This window comes from Promicromonospora vindobonensis (genome assembly GCF_042685865.1).
Classification (GTDB): domain Bacteria; phylum Actinomycetota; class Actinomycetes; order Actinomycetales; family Cellulomonadaceae; genus Promicromonospora; species Promicromonospora vindobonensis.
On sequence record NZ_JBHUOG010000001.1, the window covers coordinates 1,827,429 to 1,849,713 of the forward strand.

Consider the following 22,285-nt stretch of genomic DNA (forward strand, 5'->3'; position numbering starts at 1 on the left):
ATACCGGCGATGTCGACAATGCGGAATGGCCGGGGACGAGAGGTCACCGCCACCCCGGCCACCGACCCGCTGGAGAGGCAGCACCACTGTCGGGAGCAGACGGCCTGGAATGCCGGACTCAGGTCGCACGCCGCACATTCATCGCATATTTTTGCGGTGCACCAGCCACCCTTTCCCAGCCGACCAGCTGAGGTTTCCTGATGTCCGGAACGAGCACGAGCAGCATGCCTTGGAACGACCGTCGAATCACCTTCGTCGGCGGCCTGCATCGCAGCGGCACCACCCTGGTCGCCCGCACCATCGGTGCGAGCGCTGACGCTTCCGTACTGACCGGCACCGGCGCCACGCTCGACGAGGGCCAGCATATTCAGGACATTTACCTGGGCAGCTTGGGTAATACGTCCACATGGTCTTTCCATCCGGAGGCGCACCTCACCGAGGAGGACGCACGGCGCGTGCCCGACGCCGGGGCGCGACTCTGGCAGAGCTGGTCGCCCTACTGGGACCTCGACCGCACGGTGCTCGTCGAGAAGTCGCCACCGAACCTGACGAAGATGCGCTACTTCCAGGAGATCTTCCCGAGGTCGCGCTTCATCGTCGTGACGCGGCACCCCGTCGTCCAGGCGCTGGCGGTCCGGAAGTGGGCCACGCGGACCCGTGGGCGGTTCACCTACGGCTTCCCGCGGCTCGTCGAGCACTGGGTGCACGCGCACGACGTGTTCGCGGAGGACGCGCTGCACATCGAGAACCTGCTCGTGCTGCGGTACGAGCACCTGATGCGCGAGCCGACGAAGGAGCTGGGCCGGGTCGCGGAGTTCCTTGACATCGAGCTCGACGCCGAGGCGGTCGGTGCCGTCGATGCCGGGCGCAGCAACCGCTACGCGGAGCTGTGGCGGACCGGCGGCCGTGACCAGCTGGCGGGTCGGGTCCGGAACCACGTCGGGAATCTCGGTTCCCGCAGCGGCACGCCACGGGCCGACCTGCTCCGCGACGTCACCGACGCCGCGCTGCTCCCCCGCTATCGCAACGTGGTCAACGAGCATCTCGGAGACCGGATCCGCGCCCACGGCTACGACCTGAGCACGCTGGACGAGGCAGCCCCGTGGGCCCCGGTGGTCCGCGGCGCACCGACGACCCTCGCGGCCGACGCCCGATGACGAGGCAGGCCCGCGTCGTCTACGTCACCGGCTCAGGACACAGCGGCACCAGCATGCTCGCCGGTGTGCTGCGCCAGTTCGGGCTGCACGTCCCCGGACCGGAGGTCGCGGCAGACGCCACCAGCCCGCGCGGCTCCAGCGAGCCGCAGTGGGTGGTGGACTTCCACGACGGCATGCTGCGGTCGGCCGGCGTGCGGCCGTCGGACCCGCGCCCCATCGCCTGGCACCTCGTCGACCGGGCGAGCACCGAGGAGAACGCGCTCGGCCAGATCCGAACGTGGCTCGGTGCCCAGGTGTCGGCCCACGGCGACCTCGTCATCAAGGATCCCCGGCTGCTCTGGTTCCTCGAGCTCTGGCTGGAGGCGGCCACGAGCGCAGGGACCCCGGCGTCGTGCCTCACCGTGGTGCGCCCGCCGGCGGAGGTCGTCGGCAGCAAGGCCGCCACCGACAGCGGCCGCGGGCTGGTCGACCACGTGGCGGGATGGATCAACCTGATGCTGGGGACGGAGCTCGCCACCCGCGCGACGCCCCGGGCGTTCGTGCGCTACGGCGACCTGATCCACGACTGGGACGAGCCGGTCTTCGGAGCCGCCGCGGCGCTCGGCCTGCCGATGATCGACCCGGACGACATGGCGGCGGTGGAACGAGTGGACGCGTTCGTCGACCCCTCGCTGCACCGGGCCGGCGTCACCTGGCGCGACGTACCCGTCCCCGCGCCCCTGCGTGCGCTGGCCGACGACACCTGGGCCGCGCTCGACGTCCTGCCAGACCACGACGACGCGGGGACCCGAGCCGAGTTCGACCGGCTCCGTGCGCTCTATCCCTACGTCCACCGCAAGACCGCGGCGTCACCGGCCCGACGGATCGCGCGCATGGTGCCAGCGGAGGTGGTGCCGTCGGTCGTCCGGCAGAGCGTCGCGGGCATCCTCCGCCGTCCCCCGCACATCGCGCGCTGACGGACGGACGACGGGCCGCGCCGACGCTCAGCCGGCCTGTCCGGCCGCTCTCGCCATCGATGTCGTCGCCGTACTGCCGTACCCGTCGATCAGGGCCGCCCTGAGTGCGTCGAGGTCCTGCCGGCCGCAGCGCACGGCGGCAAGCCGCCGAGCGCGGCCGGTGTAGAGATGACAGGACACGAGCAGCGGTGGGTGCGCGGGCCGCCCCGGCCGCTGCCAGGCCGCCACGCCGTGCAGCGACGACGCCGCGACGGTCGTGATGCGCTCGGACGAGAACAGAGTGGTGTGCACGACGACGTCGGCGACCGGATCGAAGTGCAGCTCAGCGGCCAGGAGCATGCCAAGGGCGCGGAGCAGCGCGAACGAGACGAGCGCCACGACGGCCGACCAGACCACCGGTGTCGCCACCATCGCCTGCATCAGCCAGAACACCAGGGCCGGCACGGCGACAAGGGCCAGCGTGGACCCGCCGCTCCGCGCCAGCGCTCCTCGGCCTTCGGCGCGGTAGGTCCGCTCGGTCAGGAAGCTGTGGAGATGCCTCCGGACCAGGGCGTCCACGACCACGAGCGAGACCGATGGCACGATCAGGTTCGTGCCGAGCCCACCACTCGCGTCCCGGGTGACGACCGAGAGCCGTGCGCGGCCCATCAGCCGCTCGAGGATGTTCCGCTGGACCATCACCCCCACGACCGCTCCCGGGTCGACCACGCGTTCGCGGGCCTCGATCAGCCCGTATCGGATGGCCAGCCGGCCATCGCGCAGCTCGGTCACCCGGAATCCGTGGAACCGCACGACCGTGCCCACGACGCCGAGCGCCATGGCGCCGAGCACGGCCACGACCCCCACCCACACGATGCCGAATCGCTCGGTGGCCCCGCCGAGGCCCTCTGCGAGGCCGAGGGTGTCGATCGCCTCCCAACCCGCCATCAGCACCACCGGCGCCAGCAGGAACGCCTGCCCATGCGCAAGGCTCACCAGGACCAGGGCACGCCGGTCGAGCACGTGGATCAGCGTCTCGGAGGTGCTCTCACTCGCCTCCGGGGCGACGTCGCCGGAGAGCCCGTCGCCCGGCTCCGCCGGGTCCCGGACCAGGGCGGCCGGGTCCGGCCCAAGGTCCGCCGCGTCCGACCCGGAGGCCGGCTCGGAAGCCGCAAACGTCAGCAGCCGGGCCAGCACGGGGTCGCCGTCGGGGACGGCACGGAGGACGACCTGCGCCGACTCGTCGCCGGCCTGGATCAGCGTCACACGGTTGAGCCTGAAGAGCCGGAGGTACCACGGCCGCCGTGTCTCGACGCTCCGCACGCGAGCCCAGGCCATCGCCCGCGTGCGACGGGCCATCAGCCCGCTCGTCACCGCTACACCTACGTCGTCGACGACGTAGGTGATCGACCACCAGCCGTAGAGCGGCGCTACCAGGCGCAGCGCGAGCCCGACGAGCACGACGACCAGACCGGCGGTCCGCGCCGGACCGTCGCCACGTCCCGCCCACGCGGACAGGGCGACCAGGAGCAGAGCGAAGCCCGGCAGAGCGTGGACGAGCTCGGCTGCGACGAGCGCTGCCGGAGCCCGCGCCCCGGCACGGGACACGGGCGACATCAAGCGGCGACCCGGCTGTCGGCACCCCGGTCGAGCACCGCACGTCGGATGTGCTCCGCCCGGTCCGGCGTCAGCGGACCGACCCCGTCCACCTCGAGGAGGCAGGTGAACCGCACCGTGACGAGACCCATCGACGCCAGCAGCGGCCCCTGCACGGTCTCGACGTTGAGGATCTGCGCGGTGGGAATCGTCGCGGACCTGCGGAACAGACGGCCTCGCGCCACATAGACGAACTCGGGGGTCACGGTGAACGAGTAGTTCCGGAACTGGACCCGGTTGGCCATCAGCACGTCGATCAGGACGCCGAGGACCACCACCGGAGCAACGACCCAGGGGCCCCAGAAGAACATCCACTCCGCGCGAAAGATCAGCAGGGCGCCCGCACAGGCGGCCAGGAAGAACACACCGCCGATCAGCGAGCGGAGGTTCCAGTAGCGAACGGCCGCGTCGGCCAGGCGCTCGGCACCCGGATCGCCGGCCGCCGGAAGCTCCGCACTCATCCGGCGCTCTCTCGTTGTCCCCACACGGTCCGGACGATCCCGCACGACCAGCCTCCCGTCCAGGAAAGTGCTCCGCACGGGGGGCGGCCGTCACACCACCCGTGCCCCTCCGGTGGCCGTCGTGTACGCCTCGATCACGCCGTCGTGCAGGGCCGACTCGTCCATCGCACCGACGAGCCAGTCGCCCGACTCGATCATGTGCAGCCGCTGCTCCGGGTCCTCGACGGCGGCATGCGCGGCGAAGGCGGCCTCGGCCGGGGACTCGACGGTGGTGAGCCGGGTCCCCTCGAACGCCGGGATCTCACGCACGACGGTCGGCAGCCCGACGCGGGCGGCATCCAGCACGCTGATCGGGAAGCCTTCGTACGAGGCCGAGTGCAGGTAGACGTCGGAGGCAGCCAGCTGACGCATGACGTCGTCAGCGGTGAGCCAGCCCGTTACCTCGACGCCCGTGTCCCTCAGCGTGCGCACGAGCGCCTCGTCACCGTCGCCCAGCCAGCGGAAGTGCAGGTTCAGGTCGAACCGGCGGGCGAGCCGGGCGGTCTCCGCGAAGAACCGCGGGTCCTTCTGCGCCGTGACGCGGCCGATCATCGTGACGGTCCGCGGGTTCGTCGACACCACCCCGGAGCGCGCACCGGCCTCCCGCACCGCCGCGGCCGAGGGGACGTTGGGGATCCGCACGATGTTCCGCACCCGCAGGGACCGGGCGAGGCGCTCCTCGCGCGGGCTCACGACCGCGAGCACCGAGCTGTTCCTCCCCAGGGCCCGTTCCAGGGCTCGCGCCGCGCGACGGACCGGGCCCGGGAGGCCCGGCCGCTCGAAGTAGTAGCAGTGCGGTTGGTAGACGACGGGCACCGGCAGCCTCCGGACCCGCGTGTACATCCCGGCCCAGCTCGAGTGCGCGTGCACGACGTCGGGCACCAACTCGTCGACGGCCCGGTGGACCGCCTGCACCCGGGCGACGAACCCGTCCGGGAGGCTGGCCGTGCTCATGTAGACGCCGTGCCCCGTGGTGCGCTCGACACCGGTGGACAGGAGATGGTGCTCGGCCTCGGGAACCAGTTCCGTCATGCGGTCGATCGCCCGGCCGACGCCACCGGAATACCGGTCCGTGACATGCAGAATATGCAACTGCGCCCCTCCGTCGCGTGCCGAGATTCGCCCTTAAATGGGCATAAACCCCAGCGGGCGCGCATCCACCGAACGTCGGTTAGATTACCAACGGAAGCGCAGGTAGGCGCGGCAAAGAAACCGTTGCTCGACGCAGATCAGCGCACTTTCCCGGCCGATCAAAGCACTTTCCCGGCCGACCGAAACCGAACGATCGTGCATCATCAGGGGAAACGCGTTGAAGGTCATCGAATACCTCAGGATCATCCGTAGGCGCTGGATTCCCGTCGTTGCCCTCGCGCTTGCCGGGATCGTGCTGGCGAGCCTCTTCGCGCTCACCCGGACGCCCACCTATACGACCACCTCGCAGGTCTTCGTGTCGTTCCACGGTGCCGAGCCCACGTCCGAGCCGGCCACCGGCACCACCTACGTACAGCGCCGCCTGGTCTCGTACGCCGACCTGGTGCGGAGCCCTCAGCTGCTGCAGCCCGTCGTCGACGAGCTCGGCCTCGACACGGATGCCGGGGAGCTCGGCTCCCGGGTCCAGGCGGCACCCGTCACCGACACGGTCCTCATCGACATCACGGCCACCGACGCCGACCCGGCGGCTGCCGCACGGATCGCGAACGCCGTCGCCGCGAGCCTCGCGGAGCGCGTCGACGAGCTGGAGACGCCGCAGCAGGCCGGCGCCTCCCCCGTCCGGCTGCAGCTCGCCCGCGAGGCCGCCGCGCCGTCCCGGGCGAGCTACCCGAACATCCCCGTCCTGATCCTCGCGGGCCTCCTGCTGGGCACGGCCCTCGGGGTCGCCCTTGCCGCACTGCGCGAGATCGCCGACACCAGGGTCCGGTCGGAGCAGGACCTGCGCCGCATCACCGACTCTGCGGTCATCGGGACCGTCACCATGGACGACGAGGCGAGGAGGAACCCGCTGGCCGGCCGGACGGACCCCTACCGCGCGCCGTCCGAGGCGTTCCGGCGGTTGGGGACGAACCTGCAGTACCTCGACCTGGACGGCGGCCCGCAGGCCCTTGTCGTCACCTCCTCGGTGCCCGACGAGGGCAAGACCACCTCGGCCATCAACCTCGCCATCACGCTCGCCGACGCGAACGCGAAGGTCCTTCTGATCGACGCCGACCTGCGTCGGCCCTCGGTCGCCTGGCACCTCGGGATCGAGGAGTCCGTCGGGCTCACGACGCTCCTCATCCAGCGCGCGACGATCGAGGACGTCGTCCAGCCGTGGGGCTCGGCCGGCTTGTTCGTCATCCCGTCGGGCGCCGTGCCCCCGAACCCCGCAGAGCTCGTCGGCTCGAAGGCGATGGCCCGGCTGATCCTGCAGATGGGCGAGCGGTTCGACTACGTCATCATCGACACCCCGCCACTGCTGCAGGCCACCGACGCCGCCCTCATCGCGCGGATGACCACCGGCGTGCTCGTGGTGGCCGGGACCGGGCGGCTCCGCCGCGAGCAGCTGCGCCAGTCGCTCGCGAACCTGTCCGCCGTCAGCGCCCGGGTGCTCGGCATCGTCCTGAACGTCGCGGGCCGGACGGCGGAGCCGACCACGCCCACCCGACCGACCCAGCGGACGCTGGCCCAGCAGTCCGCACGGACCGCACGAGAGACGCAGCCCGTATCGGTGGCCCGGCCACCACGGCTGACCGCGGTCGCCGAGCCGCCCGAGAACCGCACCGCGCACGGACTTCCCGTGCGCCGCGCCGCGCCGACCGAGGCCGAGCGCCCCACGCCCGCCTGGGCACCGGTCCGGACCGGGAGAGCCGCTCCTGGCTCGGGGCCGGCCCCGACGAGCGAGCTCCGTACCCTCCGGGTCTCCGACCGCACCAGGCGCACCCCGAGCCGGGCGGCGCGCCGGTAGCCGGTCGGCCGGTCAGGACCCGACGGCTCCCCCGGCGAGGCGGGGCACCACCTTGCGGTAGGCCTCGGCATGCCGGCGACCGACTCGTTCCCAGTCGCGCTCGTCCAGGTAGGGCCGCGTGCCTCGCTCGCGGGTCATCCGCGCCACGGCGACGGCCCGCAGGAGGTCCGCGGGCTGGAGCACGCTGTCGAACATGAACACCCAGCCGTCGCCGACCTCCCGGGCGAGGGCGTCCGTCGCGGCGCTGCGCGGGACGAGCACGGGCCGGTCGAGCGACAGTGCGAGCAGCGCGGCACCGGAGCTGTGCATGTCCGGGTAGGGCAGGACCACGAGCTCCGCGCGGCGCACCTCCGTGGCGAGCACGTCGTCGGGCACGGACCCCAGCCTCGCCTCGATCCGGTCGTCTGCTGCAGCGACCGCCTCGATGCGGTCGGTGAGTCGCAGGTCGGATGATCTGCCGACGATGGTCAGGCGCATCACCGGGTCGTTGACCGCGCGGAACACGTCGAGCAGCCGTTCGACCCCCTTGCTCCGGCGGATCAGGCCGAACAGGAACAGCCGGCCCGCCTCCGGCCTGATCCTGGGGTCGGGCGGGAACACCGATCGGTAGTGTCCGTGCGGGATGGTCATGCTGCGTACGCCTGGCGGGAGCTGCGTCGTGGGGTCGAGCCGGATCCACAGTGCCGTGCGCCGGTCGAGCGTGTCCAGGAAGGACTTCGCCAGGCGGTGCCCCTGCTCGTCCGGCGCGACGTCGTGCACGGTGCGCACGACCGGCGTCTCGGTCAGCTCGAGCCGGAGCAGGAGCGTGTAGGCGAGCGCCACCTTGATGAGCCGGCCGACGGGTGTGCGCTGCCGTACGAGGAGCTCCGGCCAGTGCACGTGCAGCACGTCGTACGCGCCGAAGACCGCACGCGGCCACGAGAACGTGAGGACCGCCGTCCCGGGCGGCGCTGCCCCGATCATGTGGTCGACGTACTGCGTGGTGCCGTTCGGGGCGGGGAGCACGTGCAGCACGCGGATCCGCTGGCGGGCGGGCGGCTCGGCACCTGCCGGTTCGTCAGGACCGGTGGCCCTGCCCATACCGCTCGTTCGACGCACCATGTCCCTTCCGGACGAGACGCAGATCCAGGGACCTGAGCACCCGGCAATGGCTGTAGATCGTATTCCCGTGACCATTGCCGCGCACCCGGGCGATCGGCGGGCCGCGAACCCGCCCCGGTTCACCCAGGACGCGCAGAAGGCACGGACCCGCTTGACGGGCCCTTGTCCGTACAATGGCAAGGTGCCAACGATCCGCTCCCTGCTGGCGCACCCCGAGGAGCGCCGGCCCAGCCCGCCTGCCCCGCGCGCCGATCTCTTCCGGGTCTTCGGCGCGGGTATCGGGCTGTTCGCGATCGGGCTGATCGTGACGCTGATCCTGCACCTCACCGGCCGAGGCAGCATCGAGGCGATCGCTGTCTGCGGCACCGGCATCGTGCTCGGCGGGCTCGGCCTGCTCTGGGCGCGCCGCCAGCGATAGGCCGGCGCGGCGCGCACCCCGCCATCAGCCCCAGGCCCGCTCCGCGTTCAGCTCCTCCGCCCGCGCCGGGTCGCGCAGTGCCGCCTCCAGCAGGAGCACGTCGGCCCCTGTGAGCTCGGCCAACGCGCGGGCGAGCGCCTCGGGCGAGGTCGCGTGGGCTACGCCGGGCCCTGCCGTGCCCGTCGGGTCCTCTGACACCCACCACGCGACCCGGGTGCCGTCCACCGTCAGGGCGTCGTGGCGCAGCCAGGTCGTCGGCGCGCCCGGTGCGAGGGCCCGGACCCTGGGGTCCAGCTCGATCGGCTCCCCCGGTTCCTCCGGGGCGAGCACGGAGTGGCCCTCGTACGGAAGGTCCAGCAGGTCGGCCAGCTGCTCGGCGACGTCGGGAGGAGCCGGCACCACGGGGCCGAGCTGCGCCCACCGCGGCGTGGCGGCGACCGCGAGGTCGTCCGTGCTCTCCACGGTGATGCCGGTCGGCCCGAGCGCGGGCAGCCGAGGCGGGGCGATCGGACGCGGGTCGTCGTCCCGCGCGAGTGCCGCCAGCCCCTGCCAGACGGCGCGCGCGACGTCGGCGGACATCCGGCTCCGCGCCTCCGGCAACCGCTCAAGGACCGTCGGCCACTCCTGTCTGGGCAGGTCAGCCAGGTTCCGCACCCCGCAGAGCGCGGTCAGGAGGTCCGCACCGAGGCCCGCGGTCTCCGGCGGGGCGGGCGGCAGCAGCGGTGTGTCGCCGAGCGCGAACGGCCCACCGAGCCGGCGACGCAGGAACCACGCCGTGTACGACACGGCCTCCCGGCCCGGGGCGTCCGGCGAGCGCACGGGGGTCAGCAGGGCGCTGCGCAGCTCCGGTGCGGCGGCGATGCCGCCGAGCGCGGCCGCGAGCGAAGCCTGCGCCGTGGGCGCCGCGTCCGTGGCAGTGGCGTCCCGCAGCGCGTCGAGGTCGGGCACGGCCGTCAGGTCACCGACCCACGCGCCGGGACCGAGCTCGTCCGCGAGATGTTCGAGGTACTCGTCCCAGTCGGAGAGCCAGCCGGCGGGGTCGTCAGGCCCGTAGCCGGCCTCGTCCCCTTCGTCGGGCGTGACGACGTCGCCGACCCGGTAGACGCCCAGGTCGGCCCGGGCACCGGCGGCGACGAGGGCCGCCTGCCCCCAGCGCTCCACGACGTCGTCCCGCACCAGGGCGAGGTCGAGGTGCTGGGCAGCCCACGTCCCGGGCAGCGCGGCCTCGCGCAGGGGGACGACGTCGTCGTCCGCCACGACGGGCAGCTCGCCCAGCCAGAACGGAAGGTCGGACCCCGGCTCGGCCGTGGCGAGCTGGACCAGCTCGAGCACCGCGGAGACCGTCTCGGCGGGCGCCGGGTCGTCGAGCACGCCAGGGTCGCGCTGCGCCGGCCCCGCCGCGGACAGGACCGCCCCGAGGCGCTCGGGGTCGGCGTCGTCCAGCACGTCCTCCGCCGCGGCGAGCGCGGTCGACCGGACGGCGGTGTCCGCGAGCAGCCCGCGCGGCGTGGTGGGCGCAGCACCGGCACGCTCCAGCAGGGGGTGCGCGGCGTCCGGGTGCACCACGCGCACGCCGAGGGCGCGAGCGATTCCCGCAAGGTGCGGCGCGTCCAGCAGCACGGTCCCCCGGGCGCCCCTGGCCACCCGGCCGTCGGCGAGCGGAAGCTGTGCGCCCGCGACGGCCTCGAGCACCGTCGGCTCGCCGGCGTGCGGCGCGAGAGCGACGAGGGCCGCGTGCACTGCCACGGGTTCGGGCGGCAACGTCTCGACGAGGTCGGCGAGGTCGACGGGGTCGGCGCCCAGCGAGCGCGCAAGGGCCTGGAACCGCACGGGAACGGTGACGAGCGCCGTCGGGGCGCCCGCGGAGAGTGCCCGGGCGAGCGCGGGGTCCTCGCCGAGCGGCCCGGCGATGAAGGCCGTGTCCCTCGGCGCGACGCGCCGCGTCCCGGCGGCGTCCGCCGACCCGGACGTCGGGTCCGGTGCGCCCATGCCGGCCGGGTCCGGTGCGCTCAGGTGGAGCAGCGGGGTGTCGCGCAGGGCACTGTCGGCCGACGCCCGGATCGCGGCGTCGACGTCGCCCGCGGGGAGCCCCGTCGGCACCAGCCCGAGGACCTCACGCTCCGTGCCGAGGGCGCCAAGGAACGCGGCGTAGGCCCGCCCTGCCTCGGCGGCCACGCGGTCCGACGTCGGCCCGGGGAGCACGCCCCGCCGCCCCGGGTCGACCGGGAACGACGCGATGAGCAGCGCTGGGAAGGTGAGCCGGACGTCCGTGGGGGTGGGTGCGTGCAGCACGGACCTCTCCGCCGCGCGGCCCCCGGTGGTGGGCAGCGCCCAGAGCACCGACCAGTCCGTGCGACGCGCCTCCGTGGGCAGCGACTCGTCGACGTCGAGGGCACCGGAGGCGCGGTGCACGCGCCACCGCGACCCGACGTCACGCAGGACGCGGCGGGACGGCGACGGCGTGGCACCCGACGGGTCAGAACCCGGCTGACCTGCGAAGCCGTCCTCGATCGACACCTCGTCGAGGGCGGGGAGGGCAAGGAGGAGCGCGTCGTCGAGCGCGGCGAGCTGGGCACTGACGGCGGCCACGGCGTCGGCGTCGCGGAGCAGGAGCTCGACCACGGTGTCCGGCTCGTCCGGCGCGGTACCGGGCGCGGGGAACGGGAGCCGCAGCACGGGCAGCGCGTCCCCCCCGCGCCGTGGCTTCGCGCCCGAGATCGGTCGGTTGCTGAGCGTCCGCATCGAGGTCGGTCCCTTGCATCGAGATCGGTCCATCGATGGACCGATCTCGATGCAAGGGACCGACCTCAGCGCCGGCCTGTGCCAACGGACCGAATTCGGCATCGGCCGGCCCCAGGCCCAGCTCCGCGCGGGTCGCGGCGAGCGAGAACCGCACGCCGCCGTCGCGGGAGCGGACCAGCACGTCGTCGGACACGGAGCGCACGGCGGCGAACCCGACGCCGAAGCGGCCGACGACGTCCGCGGTCACCGGAGCCGCACCGTCGAGCCGTCCGGTCTTCGCCGAGGCACGGAGGGACGCGAGCGACGCGACGCCGTCGGCGTCGAGCGGCGCTCCCGTGTTGGCGGCGACGAGCCGCCAGCCCGCGCCGGCCCCGCTCAGGCCGCCGTCACCAGCGGCACCACGAGCCGGACCACCGTCAGCGGGGCCGGCCGGCTCGAGGCGCAGGACCAGCCGGCCCGGCACCCCGGCGCGCGCGGCGGCGTCGGCCGCGTTCTGCGCCAGCTCGACCACCACCCGGTCGCGGTAGTAGCCGCGGGCGTGGTCCTCCTCGGAGTTCGCGTCCTCGCGAAAGCGCGTCGGGGAGGCACGCCACGCCTCCGTCACCGCGCGCCGCAGCGCGCCGGTGCCGAAGGGGTCGCTGGTCACGCGGGAGATGCGTCCCCGCTGCCCGGCGTCTGGGCAGGCTCGACCGCCGGAGCAGGCTCGACCAGCGCGGTGGTCTCCACCTCGTGCTCGTCGATCAGCGGTGCCGGCGCCGGCCAGTCGGTCGGGTGCTCCTCGACGTCGGTCTCCGAGTGTGCGCCGCAGCCGTGGTCGAGGGAGACGACCTTGCCGTCGTCAGGCGACCACTCGTTGGCGCACACCCCGAAGAGCTGTCCCATCGACCCGGACAACGGGATGAGGAACGCGCAGGTCATGCACTCGGCGGCCGCCGCGACGGCGCCCGCAGTGGTGGGGCCGCGCGAACCGCGGTACCAGCGGTCGGCGGCCTCGGCCCGGCCCTCCGGGGACAGCACGCGGGCACGGGCGAGCGCGAGCTCGTCGATCGCCACCTCGTCCATCTCCGGGTCGCCCGTCGGGGTGTACCCGGGCTCGAGCCGCGGGTCGTCGGCGCGGAACGGCAGCACGTCGCCCGCGCCGACGTCGCCGGGGCGCAGTCGCTCGGACCACGGCAGCCAGGCGGGTGCGAGGATCGCATCGTCGCCCGGCAGCAGCTCGACCTCGCTGATCGTGGCGGTCCGACCGCGCGGCACGCGGGTCACCGTCACGGTCCAGTGCCAGCCGCGGTAGCCCCGCATGGTGGCGGCGAAGCGGTGCGAGGCGACCCGCTCGTCCTCGAAGAGGGTGCCGAGGTGCTCCCCGACGTCGTCCGGCCGCTCAGCTACCTCCTGTGCGGCGGCGCGAGCAAGCTCGGCGGCACCGTTCAGGACGGCGTCTCGGCTTGAGCGTGCGACGACCCTCCGGGTGGGTGTTCGGGTGGCGGGCGCGATGGTCGTGACCATGTTCCTCGGGACCTCGTGGGGATTCAGGCGTCGAAGTCGTCTGCGACCTTGCGCAGCATCTTGGCAAGCGTCTCCGTGTTCTTCGGATAACGCCCCTTGCGCAGGTCATTTGCTACGTGGTCCAGCATCTGCGTGAGATCGCCGACGATCACAGCCATGTCCTCGGCGGGCTTCCGCTTTGCTTTCGCAACCGACGGGGCAGCGTCCAGCACCTTGACCGCGAGCGCCTGGGGACCGCGGCGGCCGTCGGCCACCCCGAAGTCCACCCGGGCGCCCGGCTTGGGCACTACGCCCTCGGGCAGGGCGGAGGCGTGCAGAAATACCTCGCCTCCGTCCTCGTTGGCGATGAAACCGAAGCCTTTGTCGGTGTCGAACCACTTGACCTTGCCGGTGGGCACTACGACCTTCTTCTGTGCTTGTCGATACTGCTCGTGGAAACTGCTCGGGACGGCCTGGTTGCTGCGAGCTGAGCGCGCCACCTCCGGCCGGAAGCACCAGGTTACCGGGCCGGAGCCTGCCACGTCGCATGCATTGGGCACTCTTCGCCCGCACGACGCCGCCCGGGCTGCTGTCAACGGGCTGTCAACGGGCTGTCAACGGGCCACCGTCGGGTTCTCAGGCCTGGATCCCGAGGTCCGCGCCGAGCCGCAGCGCCACGTCGTCGAACCAGGCGTCGTTGTCGTCGACGGAGCCGACCAGGTGCCCGAACAGCTCGAACGAGATAGTGCCGAAGAGGGCCGTCCAGGCCATCAGCGTGCGCCGCAGGGTCTCCGGCAGCGCCTCGTCGGCCAGGTCGGACTCCTGCATCAGCCGGTGTTCTCTGATGAACGCGAGCGCCGGCGCCGTGGTCCCCGGCACGGCGGCGGGTCCGGCGGCCGGCGCGTCCACCGCCCGCGCTCCCGCTGCGTACGCGTCGCCCACGATCCGCACGAGCACGCGCACGACGCGCGTGGCCGGGCCGGTGGTGTCCCGCGGCGCGGCGTAGCCAGGTACCGGCGTGCCGTACAGCAGCCCGAACTCGCCCGGGTGCGCGACGCACCAGCTCCGCACGGCGCGGAAGGCGGCGAGCCAGCGTGCACCCGTGTCCGCACGGTCGGTGACGGCCGCGTCCGCGGCCTCGGTGGCCGCGCCGAGCTCGTCGTACGCCTCGATGAGCAGGGCCGTGAGCAGGGCGTCGCGGCTGGGGAAGTACCGGTAGACGGCCGAGGAGACCATCTCGACGTCGCGCGCGACGGCCCGCAGCGACAGCGCGGCGGGGCCGTCGGTGGTCAGCCGCGCACGGGCCGAGTCGAGGATCTCGCGGGTGATGGTCTCGCGGGCGAGGGCGCGGGCGGTGCGGGCCGGACTCATGCTCTGCATGCTGCCATGTCGGATCACCGCACACAATCGAGAGCAGTGCTCTTGACACGATCGGCCGGACGCGCCACGCTTGCGACAATAGAGAGCGCCGCTCTCGGAATGGAGCGTTGATCATGTCCGACCGTCATCTCATCGTCGGCGCCGGTCCCATCGGCCGCCACGTCGCCGCCCTCCTCGCCGAGCGCGGCTCCCAGGTCACCGTCGCGAGCCGCTCGGGCCGCAGCACGGGGATCGACGGCGTCGCGCACGTCGCGCTCGACGCCTCCGACGCCGACGCCCTCGCCCGCACGGCCGAAGGCACCGACTACCTCTACAACTGCGCCAACCCCACCGACTACACCCAGTGGGAGCGTGTCTGGCCGCCGCTCGCCGCGTCCCTGCTCTCCGCTGCCGAGCGGTCCGGCGCCGTCTACGCGATCACCGGCACCCTGTACCCCTACGGACCCGTCGACGGCCCTCTCTCGGAGGACCTGCCCGACGCCGCGACGGACCACAAGGGCCGCCTCCGCGCCTGGATGTGGGCGGAGGCCAAGGCGGCGCACGACGCCGGGCGGATCCGCACCGTCGAGATCCGCGGCTCCGACTACATGGGCCGCGGCGTCGGCGGCAACGGCCACATCTCGCGTCTTGTGCCCGAGGCCCGGCAGGGCAAGCGCGTCACCATGATCGGCCGCACCGACCAGCCCCACACGTTCACCGACGTGCTGGACGCCGCCCGCACCCTGCTCGCCGCCGCAGCAGACCCGGGCGCCCACGGCCGGGTCTGGCACGTGCCGAGCAACCCGCCCGTCGCGCAGGCGCGGGCCCTGACGGACGTCCTCGCGAGCGTCGGCAAGCCTCCCGTGAAGATCTCCGCCCTGCGCGGCACCGCGCTGCACGCCGTCGCGCTGGTCTCCCCGTTCATGCGGGAGATGCGCGAGATCGTCTACCAGTGGGAGCGCCCGTACGTCCTGGACGACTCCGCCGCGCGCGCCCGCTTCGGCATCGCACCGACCCCCTGGGAGGAGGTCTGCCGCCGCACCGCGCAGGGCTGACGGCGGCCGGGGCGTGGACCGGCCGAACTCCGGCCCAGGAAACCCGCGTAGCATCGTCAGGATGGCCTCCTCGCTCCCCGCAGCGCCGGCGGCGGCCACGCGGCACTTCGCCGACGACCTCCGGCAGCGCTCGGACACCGCGCTCGCCGCGCTCCTGCGCGCCCGTCCTGATCTCGCCGCACCCTCCCCCTCCACGCTCCGGTCGCTCGCGGCGCGTGCCTCCAGCCGTACCTCGCTCGAGCGCGCTCTCGCACGCTCCGACGCCCTGACCCTGCAGGTCCTCGAGGCAGTGCTCGCCCTCGAGCCGGTCTTCCGTCCGTCGCCGGAGCCCCGGTCGCCGGAGCCTCGCGGGACCCGGGAGCAGCCGGAGCGGAGCGAGGAGGCCTCGCGGGCTGCGGACGCCGATGCGTCGCCACTGACCGGACCGCTCAGCGTCGACGTGGTCACCTGGGCCCTCGGCGGTTCGGCGGAGGACCGGCCCCGTGTCGCCGAGGCCGTCGGCCTCGCGGTCGACCAGGCCCTGCTGTGGGACGCCGGTGGCCAGTACGGCGCCACCCTCGACCTGCGCACGGTGCCAGGCCTCGACGAGCTGCTCGGCCCGAACCCCGCAGGCCTCGGACCGCACCTCGACCCCGTCCCGGACGGTCTGCCCGAGGCTGTCGGGCACGCGCTCGGCTCCGCCCCGGGCCGGACCGAGACGGCGATGGCGCTCGACAAGCTCCTGGCCCAGGCACCCCCCGGTGCTCGCGCGATCCTCGACGCGCTCGCCTGGGGCCCGCCCGTCGGCGTCGTGCCGCCAGCGGGCTCCCGGCAGCGGGATGCGGTGAACTGGCTGGTCACCGCACATCTCCTGGTCCGGTCGGACGCGCGGCACGTGGTACTGCCCCGGCTCGTCGGGCTGGCCCTCCGCGACGGGCACACCCACCGCGAGCCACGGACCCGGCCGCCCGAGCCGCAGGGCCGCGCCGTGCACACCACCACCGCCGACGCCGAGGCGGCCAGCGCAGCCCTCGAGCTCGTCCGGCGCGTTCGCCTGCTGCGTCAGGCCTGGGACGACAACCCGCCGTCGGTCCTGCGGGCGGGCGGCCTCGGCGTGCGCGACCTGCGCCGGGTCGCCACGCAGCTGGAGGCGGACGAGCAGGCGACGGCGTTCGTCGTCGAGGTCGCCTCGCTCGCCGGCCTGGTGCGGGACGACGGCGACGCGCCGCCGTCGTACGTGCCGACGGTGACCGACTGGGACGAGCTGGACGACGCCGCCCGCTGGGCTCGGCTCGTCGAGACCTGGCTCGCATCCCGCCGCGCACCGTGGCTCGTGGGCTCGCGCGATGACAAGGGGGCGCTCCGTGCGCCGCTGTCACCCGACCTGCAGCGCCCGTGGGTGCCGCGGCTGCGCGCCGGCGTGCTGGGGGTGCTGGCGACCGAACCGGCCGGTGACACCGTGCTCGCGCCGACGCCAGAGGCGGTGGTCGAGGTGCTGACCTGGCACACGCCACGCTCCGTCCCGCCGGCCAGCGCCGTCCAGGGCCTGCTGGCCGAGGCCGAATGGCTGGGCGTGACCGGCGCGGGAGCGCTGTCGACGCCGGGCCGCGCCCTCGTGCTCAGCCGGCCCGACGGATCAGAGCCACCGGTGGCCCGTGCGGCCGACTCCTCGCCGGGCGGACAGCCGAGCGACGTCGCCGGTGCGCTGCGGGCGGTCCTCCCCCACCAGGTGGACGAGATCCTGCTCCAGGGCGACCTGACGGGGATCGTCCCTGGCCGCCCGTCCCGCGAGCTCGCGCGGCTCCTGGACCGGTCGACGGACATCGAGTCCCGCGGCGCCGCGACCACCGTGCGGTTCAGCCCTGCCTCCGTCACCCGGGCGCTCGACCAGGGCGAGACGGCCGACGGCATGCTCGACGAGCTCGCCCACCGGTCCCCCGTTCCGGTACCGCAGCCCCTGGAGTACCTGATCCGGGACACCGCTCGGCGGCACGGCGCGGTGCGGGTGGGTGCGGCGTCGTCGTACCTGCGGGCCGCCGACGCCACGGTGCTCGCAGGCCTCGAGCACGACCCGACGCTCGTCGGGCTGAACCTGGTGCGGTTGGCGCCCACCGTGCTCGCGGCCTCCGTCCCCGCCGCCGTCCTGCACGAGGCCCTGCGCAAGCGCGGCCTGGTCTCGGCCCTCGAGGGTACTGACGGGCGGGTGCTCGTCGCCCGCAAGGGTGTGACGGGCCGGGCCATGCCGGCGCCCCGATCGGCGGCCGCCATCCGGATGGGGACCGGGTCCGACGTCGTCGGCCGCGCCCCCGACCCGGAGGCGCTGGTCGCCGAGCTGCGCGCGGTCGAGGACGCGGCGCGCGCCGGTGCGCGGGCCCGGGCCGACGCCGCGGAGGTGGCACGGTCGGTGACCACGTCCGGCGGCAGCATGCCGCTGCGTGGTTACCGGGTGATCGCCAGCGTGCCCAGCAGCGCCGAGCCGACGCGAGAAGGACCACGGCCCGGCGCCCTGGAGCCGTTGCCTCCCGCCGACGCACCGCGCCTCGACCGCGCCGTGACACCCGTCCCCGCCATCGGGGCCGACGCGGTCGACGAGGACGCGGGAACACAGCACCCCGCTGACGGGTTGGCATTGCTACGCGACGCGCTCCGCGACGGATCCACGGTGATCGTCGAGGTGGCCGGACACACCGGCCGGCTGGAGCGCCGCGAGCTGAAGCCCTTGAACCTCGACGGTGGGCGGCTCCGTGCTCTCGACCCGGACCGAGAGGCCGAGCTGACGATCGCCGTCCACCGCATCGCGTCGGTCCTACCGACGTCGCCCGCGCCGTAAGGCGCAGCAGAGCAAGACCAGAGCAAGACTGAGGGAGTCTCCATGCCCGACGGCCCGTTGATCGTGCAGAGCGACAAGACGCTCCTGCTGGAGGTCGACCACCCGAGCGCCGAACAGGCGCGCCGTTCGATCGCGCCGTTCGCCGAGCTCGAGCGCGCGCCTGAGCACGTGCACACCTACCGCCTCACCGCGCTGGGCCTGTGGAACGCGCGTGCCGCAGGGCACGACGCGGAGCAGGTTGTCAGCACGCTCATCGAGTTCAGCCGCTACCCGGTGCCGCACGCGCTGCTGGTCGACGTCGCCGAGACGATGGCCCGCTACGGGCGCCTCCAGCTGGTGCAGGACCCGGCGCACGGCCTCGTGCTGCGCTCCACCGACCGGGCCGTCCTCGCCGAGGTGCTGAAGTCACGGCGTACCGCCGGCCTGGTCGGCGAGCGCCTGGACGACGCGACGGTGGCGGTGCACCCCTCCGAACGCGGTCACCTCAAGCAGGTCCTCGTCAAGCTCGGCTGGCCGGCCGAGGACCTGGCGGGCTACGTGGACGGCGAGAAGCACCCGATCGAGCTGAACCACACCACCGAGCCGCGGACCCCGCACGAGAAGGCCTCCACGTGGGAGATGCGCCCGTACCAGGCGCAGGCGGTGGACGGGTTCTGGCACGGCGGGTCGGGTGTCGTGGTGCTGCCCTGCGGCGCTGGCAAGACGATCGTCGGCGCCGGCGCGATGGCGAAGTCGGGCACGACGACGCTCATCCTGGTGACCAACACCGTCAGCGCCCGGCAGTGGCGTGACGAGCTGGTGCGGCGCACCAGCCTCACCGAGGACGAGATCGGCGAGTACTCGGGCGCCCGCAAGGAGATCAAGCCCGTCACCATCGCCACGTACCAGGTGCTGACCACCAAGCGGAAGGGCGTCTACACGCACCTCGAGCTGCTGGACGCCCGCGACTGGGGCCTGGTCCTGTACGACGAGGTGCACCTGCTGCCCGCCCCGGTCTTCCGGATGACGGCGGACCTCCAGGCCCGGCGCCGGCTCGGCCTCACGGCCACGCTGGTGCGGGAGGACGGCCGGGAGGACGAGGTGTTCAGCCTGATCGGTCCCAAGCGGTTCGACGCGCCGTGGAAGGACATCGAGGCGCAGGGCTACATCGCGCCCGCCGACTGCGTGGAGGTGCGGCTCACGCTCCCCGAGAGCGAGCGCATGACGTACGCGACGGCCGAGATGGAGGACAAGTACCGGCTCGCCGCGTCGGCGTCGGGCAAGAAGAAGGTGGTGGAGCAGATCGTGGCGCGCCACCCGAACGACCAGGTGCTCGTGATCGGGCAGTACATCGACCAGCTCGAAGAGCTGGCCGAGCACCTCGGCGCGCCGATCATCACGGGTGGCACCACCAACAAGGAGCGGCAGCGGCTGTTCGGGGCGTTCCGCGAGGGCGAGATCTCGCGCCTCGTGGTGAGCAAGGTCGCCAACTACTCGGTGGACCTGCCGGAGGCGTCGGTGGCGATCCAGGTCTCGGGTTCGTTCGGTTCTCGTCAAGAGGAGGCACAGCGCCTCGGCCGCATCATGCGCCCCAAGGCCGACGGCCGTACGGCGCACTTCTACGCCGTCGTCGCGCGGGACACCGTGGACCAGGACTTTGCCGCCCACCGGCAGCGGTTCCTGGCGGAGCAGGGGTACGCCTACCGCATCGTGGACGCCGAGGACCTGGACGAGTCGCCGGCGGACTCGTCGGCTCTCTGACCTGGCTCTCCCCGCTCTGTGAAAATGCCCTTCACGCTGGGCGTTTACCTGAGGATTCGTTGCATATACGCAACTGTGCCCTCTCCGATTGCGAGGTCTTGAACCCGGGGTGACGATCAGGGACGTGATCGAGTCCCCAGCAAGACGCGAGCATCCGTACCAGCCCAGCACCCGCGCCTCCGAGGGATGGGCCGTCGTGGCCTTCGCAGGCCTCGTCGGCATCGTTCTGGCGGCCACCACCCAGGCAGCCAACGCCACGGTTACCGCCCCGGCGGAGCCGCGGCCGTCGGTGTCGCCACGGCTCTCCGCCGCGACCCAGGCGGAGCTGATGTCGGACGTGCTGCCCGCTTCGCCACCGATCACGATCACCGACCCGGTGACCGACGGCGCCAGCGCGCTCAGCGACGCGGCGCGCCAGGACGTGCAGGCCGCCGTCGACCGGCTCGCCGACGAGTCGGACCTGCGCATGTTCGTCGTGTACATCGAGAGCTTCGACGGTACCGAGCCGGTGGACTGGGCCAACGCGAGCTCCAACCAGTCCGGGCTCGGCACCGAGGACCTGCTGCTGGCCATCGCGACCGTCGACGGCGAGTTCGGCCTGTCGGCGCCCAGCAACGTGCCGCTCACCACCGCGGAGCTCGGCGCGATCGACGACGCCGTGGCCGCCGCGATCGAGGACGAGCAGTGGGCGCCCGCAGCGGTCGATGCCGCCGACACGGTCCGGCAGTCCACGCAGGCCACGACAGGCCCGCTCCTCGTCGCAGGCATCGTCGTGGGTGGCCTCCTGCTCCTTGCCGCCCTCGGGTACGTCGGGTGGCGCTTCGCCGGGCAGAGGCTGCTGCAGCGCCTGGCCCGGCTCACGTCCGCCTCCCCCGCCTCCGGTGGCCCGACGCCGGACGAGCTCGCCGGCCAGTCCCTCACCGAGCTCGACGAGCGTGCCGCCGCGGCCCTGGTCGGCATCGACGACGCGCTCAAGACGTGCGAGCAGGAGCTCGGCTTCGCCCGTGCGGAGCTGGGCGCCGACGCGACGAGGGACTTCGAGCTGATCCTGGCGCGCGCCGCCGGCGACGTCCGGCAGGCGTTCGCGATCCGGCAGGAGCTCGACGACGCCGCCGCACACGCGGACGAGGCGAGCGGGGCCGACGAGGCAGGCAGGGCGCCGGACGAGACCGGCAGCGAGCCCGACGCGGCCGGCAGCCAGCCGGAGGACGCCGCGCGGCGCACCCGCCTGGCCGAGGTCATCGCGCTGTGCGACAGCGCCGCCGACACGCTCGACGCGCGGACCCGCGCGTTCGACGACCTGCGCCGCCTGCAGCAGCGCGCGCCGGAGCTGCTGGCCGACGTCGACGCCCGTGAGCCGGAGGTCGCAGGCCGCGTGTCCGCAGCGCGCGCCACGCTGGAGCAGCTCGCGGAGAGGTACCCGGAGAGCACGCTGGCGATGGTCTCGGGCAACCCCGAGCAGGCCGAGCTGCTGCTCGTCAATGCGAAGGAGGCAGTGGGCGCCGGGCGCTCCGCCCTGGAGGCGGGGCAGAAGGCAGTCGCCGTCGCGCACGCCCGTGGCGCGCAGAACGCCCTCGGCCAGGCGGTGATGCTGCTCGACGCCGTCGACGCCATCGCGACGCACCTCGAGGAGGCGGCCGGCCGGCTCGACAAGTCGATAGCGTCGCTGACCCAGGACGTGGTCGCGGCCCGGGCCGTCACGGGCGACTTCCGCGTCACCCTCGCCCGCACCGCCGCCCAGGCTTCGCTCAAGCACGTCGAGATGACGCGCGAAGGCGGTGACCCGCTCGCCGGGCTGCAGCGCATCGCCGCGGCGGAGGCCTCGCTCGACGCCGCCCTCGCCGGCACGCGGGACGACACCGAGGTCGCGGCGCGGGCCTCCGCGCTGCTGCGGGACACGCTCCGCCGCGTCGACGAACAGCTCCGCCAGACCTCCGACTTCGTCGCCACGCGCCGCGGCGCCATCGGCTCGGCGGCCAGGACCCGCCTGGCGGAGGCCGCCCGGCTGGCCGACGCCGCGCGCTCGCACCAGCCGGCCGATCCCACCGCGGCACTCGGCGAGGCCCAGCGCGCGAACAAGCTCGTGCAGGAGGCCGCTCGGCTCGCCCGCGAGGACGCCGACGCCGTCGTCACGGCAGCGGTCGAGGCGCATCCCGACTCGGGTGCCGGCGAGGAGAACGGCCCCATCACCGGCGGCATGCTGCTCGGCGGCATCCTGCTCGACCCGAACGTGGTGCGCACCAGGAAGCGGGCCACCACGGCACGGATCGGCGGCGGGTTCGGCGGGGGCGGGTTCGGCGGCGGGCGGCCCGAGGCGCTCAGGAGGCTGGGCACGGTCCGCGCCTGGTGGCCGGCGTCGGCGAGGTAGCGGGTCTCACCCCCACCCCTCC

The 22,285-nt window shown here is 73.7% G+C and carries 17 protein-coding genes; 8 read left to right on the forward strand and 9 right to left on the reverse strand.

All coding sequences use genetic code 11. From position 1 onward, the window contains the following. Positions 1-224 precede the first annotated feature (224 nt). Positions 225-1,157, forward strand: a complete 933-nt coding sequence (locus tag ACFS27_RS08250) for a sulfotransferase family protein (RefSeq protein ID WP_377181821.1) — start codon at positions 225-227, stop codon at positions 1,155-1,157. Beyond that, the gene (locus ACFS27_RS08255; protein WP_377181823.1) at positions 1,154-2,113 is read left to right on the forward strand and encodes a sulfotransferase family protein; all 960 of its coding nucleotides are present in this window, start codon (positions 1,154-1,156) and stop codon (positions 2,111-2,113) included. The genes ACFS27_RS08250 and ACFS27_RS08255 overlap by 4 nt, the downstream gene beginning before the upstream one ends. 27 nt (positions 2,114-2,140) lie before the next feature. Here ACFS27_RS08255 and ACFS27_RS08260 read toward each other — a convergent pair whose 3' ends face one another. From ACFS27_RS08260 to ACFS27_RS08275, 4 genes are all read right to left on the reverse strand, one after another. Continuing rightward, on the reverse strand, positions 2,141-3,700 hold the full coding sequence (locus ACFS27_RS08260; protein ID WP_377181825.1) for a PH domain-containing protein: 1,560 nt from the start codon (positions 3,698-3,700) through the stop codon (positions 2,141-2,143). A gap of 8 nt (positions 3,701-3,708) precedes the next feature. Beyond that, positions 3,709-4,209, reverse strand: coding sequence for a PH domain-containing protein (locus ACFS27_RS08265; RefSeq protein WP_377181827.1), 501 nt, complete (start codon positions 4,207-4,209; stop codon positions 3,709-3,711). 90 nt (positions 4,210-4,299) lie between these two features. Then, positions 4,300-5,340 carry a glycosyltransferase family 4 protein gene (locus ACFS27_RS08270; protein WP_377181829.1) on the reverse strand — a complete coding sequence of 347 codons (1,041 nt, stop codon included), beginning with the start codon at positions 5,338-5,340 and terminating at the stop codon, positions 4,300-4,302. Between the two features lie 84 nt (positions 5,341-5,424). Beyond that, positions 5,425-5,568 (reverse strand): hypothetical protein, encoded by a 144-nt coding sequence (locus tag ACFS27_RS08275; protein ID WP_377181831.1) that lies wholly within the window; start codon positions 5,566-5,568, stop codon positions 5,425-5,427. On the opposite strand from ACFS27_RS08275, the gene ACFS27_RS08280 reads away from it, so the two are divergent. Beyond that, complete coding sequence (locus tag ACFS27_RS08280) at positions 5,558-7,189, forward strand: polysaccharide biosynthesis tyrosine autokinase (RefSeq protein WP_377181833.1); 1,632 nt, start codon at positions 5,558-5,560, stop codon at positions 7,187-7,189. The genes ACFS27_RS08275 and ACFS27_RS08280 overlap by 11 nt on opposite strands. A gap of 12 nt (positions 7,190-7,201) precedes the next feature. On the opposite strand, the gene ACFS27_RS08285 is transcribed toward ACFS27_RS08280, so the two are convergent. Then, positions 7,202-8,269: a glycosyltransferase gene (locus ACFS27_RS08285; protein ID WP_377181835.1), complete on the reverse strand. Its 1,068-nt coding sequence runs from the start codon at positions 8,267-8,269 to the stop codon at positions 7,202-7,204. Positions 8,270-8,471: 202 nt separating this feature from the next. Here ACFS27_RS08285 and ACFS27_RS08290 point away from each other — a divergent pair, with 202 nt between their 5' ends. Then, positions 8,472-8,708 (forward strand): DUF2530 domain-containing protein, encoded by a 237-nt coding sequence (locus ACFS27_RS08290; protein WP_377181837.1) that lies wholly within the window; start codon positions 8,472-8,474, stop codon positions 8,706-8,708. A gap of 2,476 nt (positions 8,709-11,184) precedes the next feature. Here ACFS27_RS08290 and ACFS27_RS08295 read toward each other — a convergent pair. The 4 genes from ACFS27_RS08295 to ACFS27_RS08310 all read right to left on the reverse strand — a co-directional run bounded on the left by ACFS27_RS08295 (position 11,185) and on the right by ACFS27_RS08310 (position 14,303). After that, entirely contained in the window at positions 11,185-12,096 is a 912-nt protein-coding gene (locus tag ACFS27_RS08295; protein ID WP_377181839.1) for a sacsin N-terminal ATP-binding-like domain-containing protein, read from the reverse strand. Continuing rightward, positions 12,093-12,953 (reverse strand): DUF3027 domain-containing protein, encoded by an 861-nt coding sequence (locus ACFS27_RS08300; RefSeq protein ID WP_377181841.1) that lies wholly within the window; start codon positions 12,951-12,953, stop codon positions 12,093-12,095. The genes ACFS27_RS08295 and ACFS27_RS08300 overlap by 4 nt, the downstream gene beginning before the upstream one ends. A 23-nt stretch (positions 12,954-12,976) precedes the next feature. Further along, positions 12,977-13,351, reverse strand: a complete 375-nt coding sequence (locus ACFS27_RS08305; protein WP_308292350.1) for a cold-shock protein — start codon at positions 13,349-13,351, stop codon at positions 12,977-12,979. A 217-nt stretch (positions 13,352-13,568) separates the two neighbouring features. Further along, a complete protein-coding gene (locus ACFS27_RS08310; protein ID WP_377181843.1) occupies positions 13,569-14,303 on the reverse strand; it encodes a TetR/AcrR family transcriptional regulator in 735 nt (244 codons plus the stop codon). A gap of 122 nt (positions 14,304-14,425) precedes the next feature. Here ACFS27_RS08310 and ACFS27_RS08315 point away from each other — a divergent pair, with 122 nt between their 5' ends. The 4 genes from ACFS27_RS08315 to ACFS27_RS08330 all read left to right on the forward strand — a co-directional run bounded on the left by ACFS27_RS08315 (position 14,426) and on the right by ACFS27_RS08330 (position 22,263). Further along, entirely contained in the window at positions 14,426-15,346 is a 921-nt protein-coding gene (locus tag ACFS27_RS08315) for an NAD-dependent epimerase/dehydratase family protein (protein WP_377181845.1), read from the forward strand. 61 nt (positions 15,347-15,407) lie between these two features. After that, entirely contained in the window at positions 15,408-18,155 is a 2,748-nt protein-coding gene (locus ACFS27_RS08320) for a helicase-associated domain-containing protein (protein WP_377181847.1), read from the forward strand. Positions 18,156-18,197: 42 nt separating this feature from the next. After that, on the forward strand, positions 18,198-19,895 hold the full coding sequence (locus ACFS27_RS08325; RefSeq protein ID WP_377181849.1) for a DNA repair helicase XPB: 1,698 nt from the start codon (positions 18,198-18,200) through the stop codon (positions 19,893-19,895). Positions 19,896-20,019: 124 nt separating this feature from the next. After that, positions 20,020-22,263, forward strand: coding sequence for a TPM domain-containing protein (locus ACFS27_RS08330; protein ID WP_377181851.1), 2,244 nt, complete (start codon positions 20,020-20,022; stop codon positions 22,261-22,263). Positions 22,264-22,285: the final 22 nt, after the last annotated feature.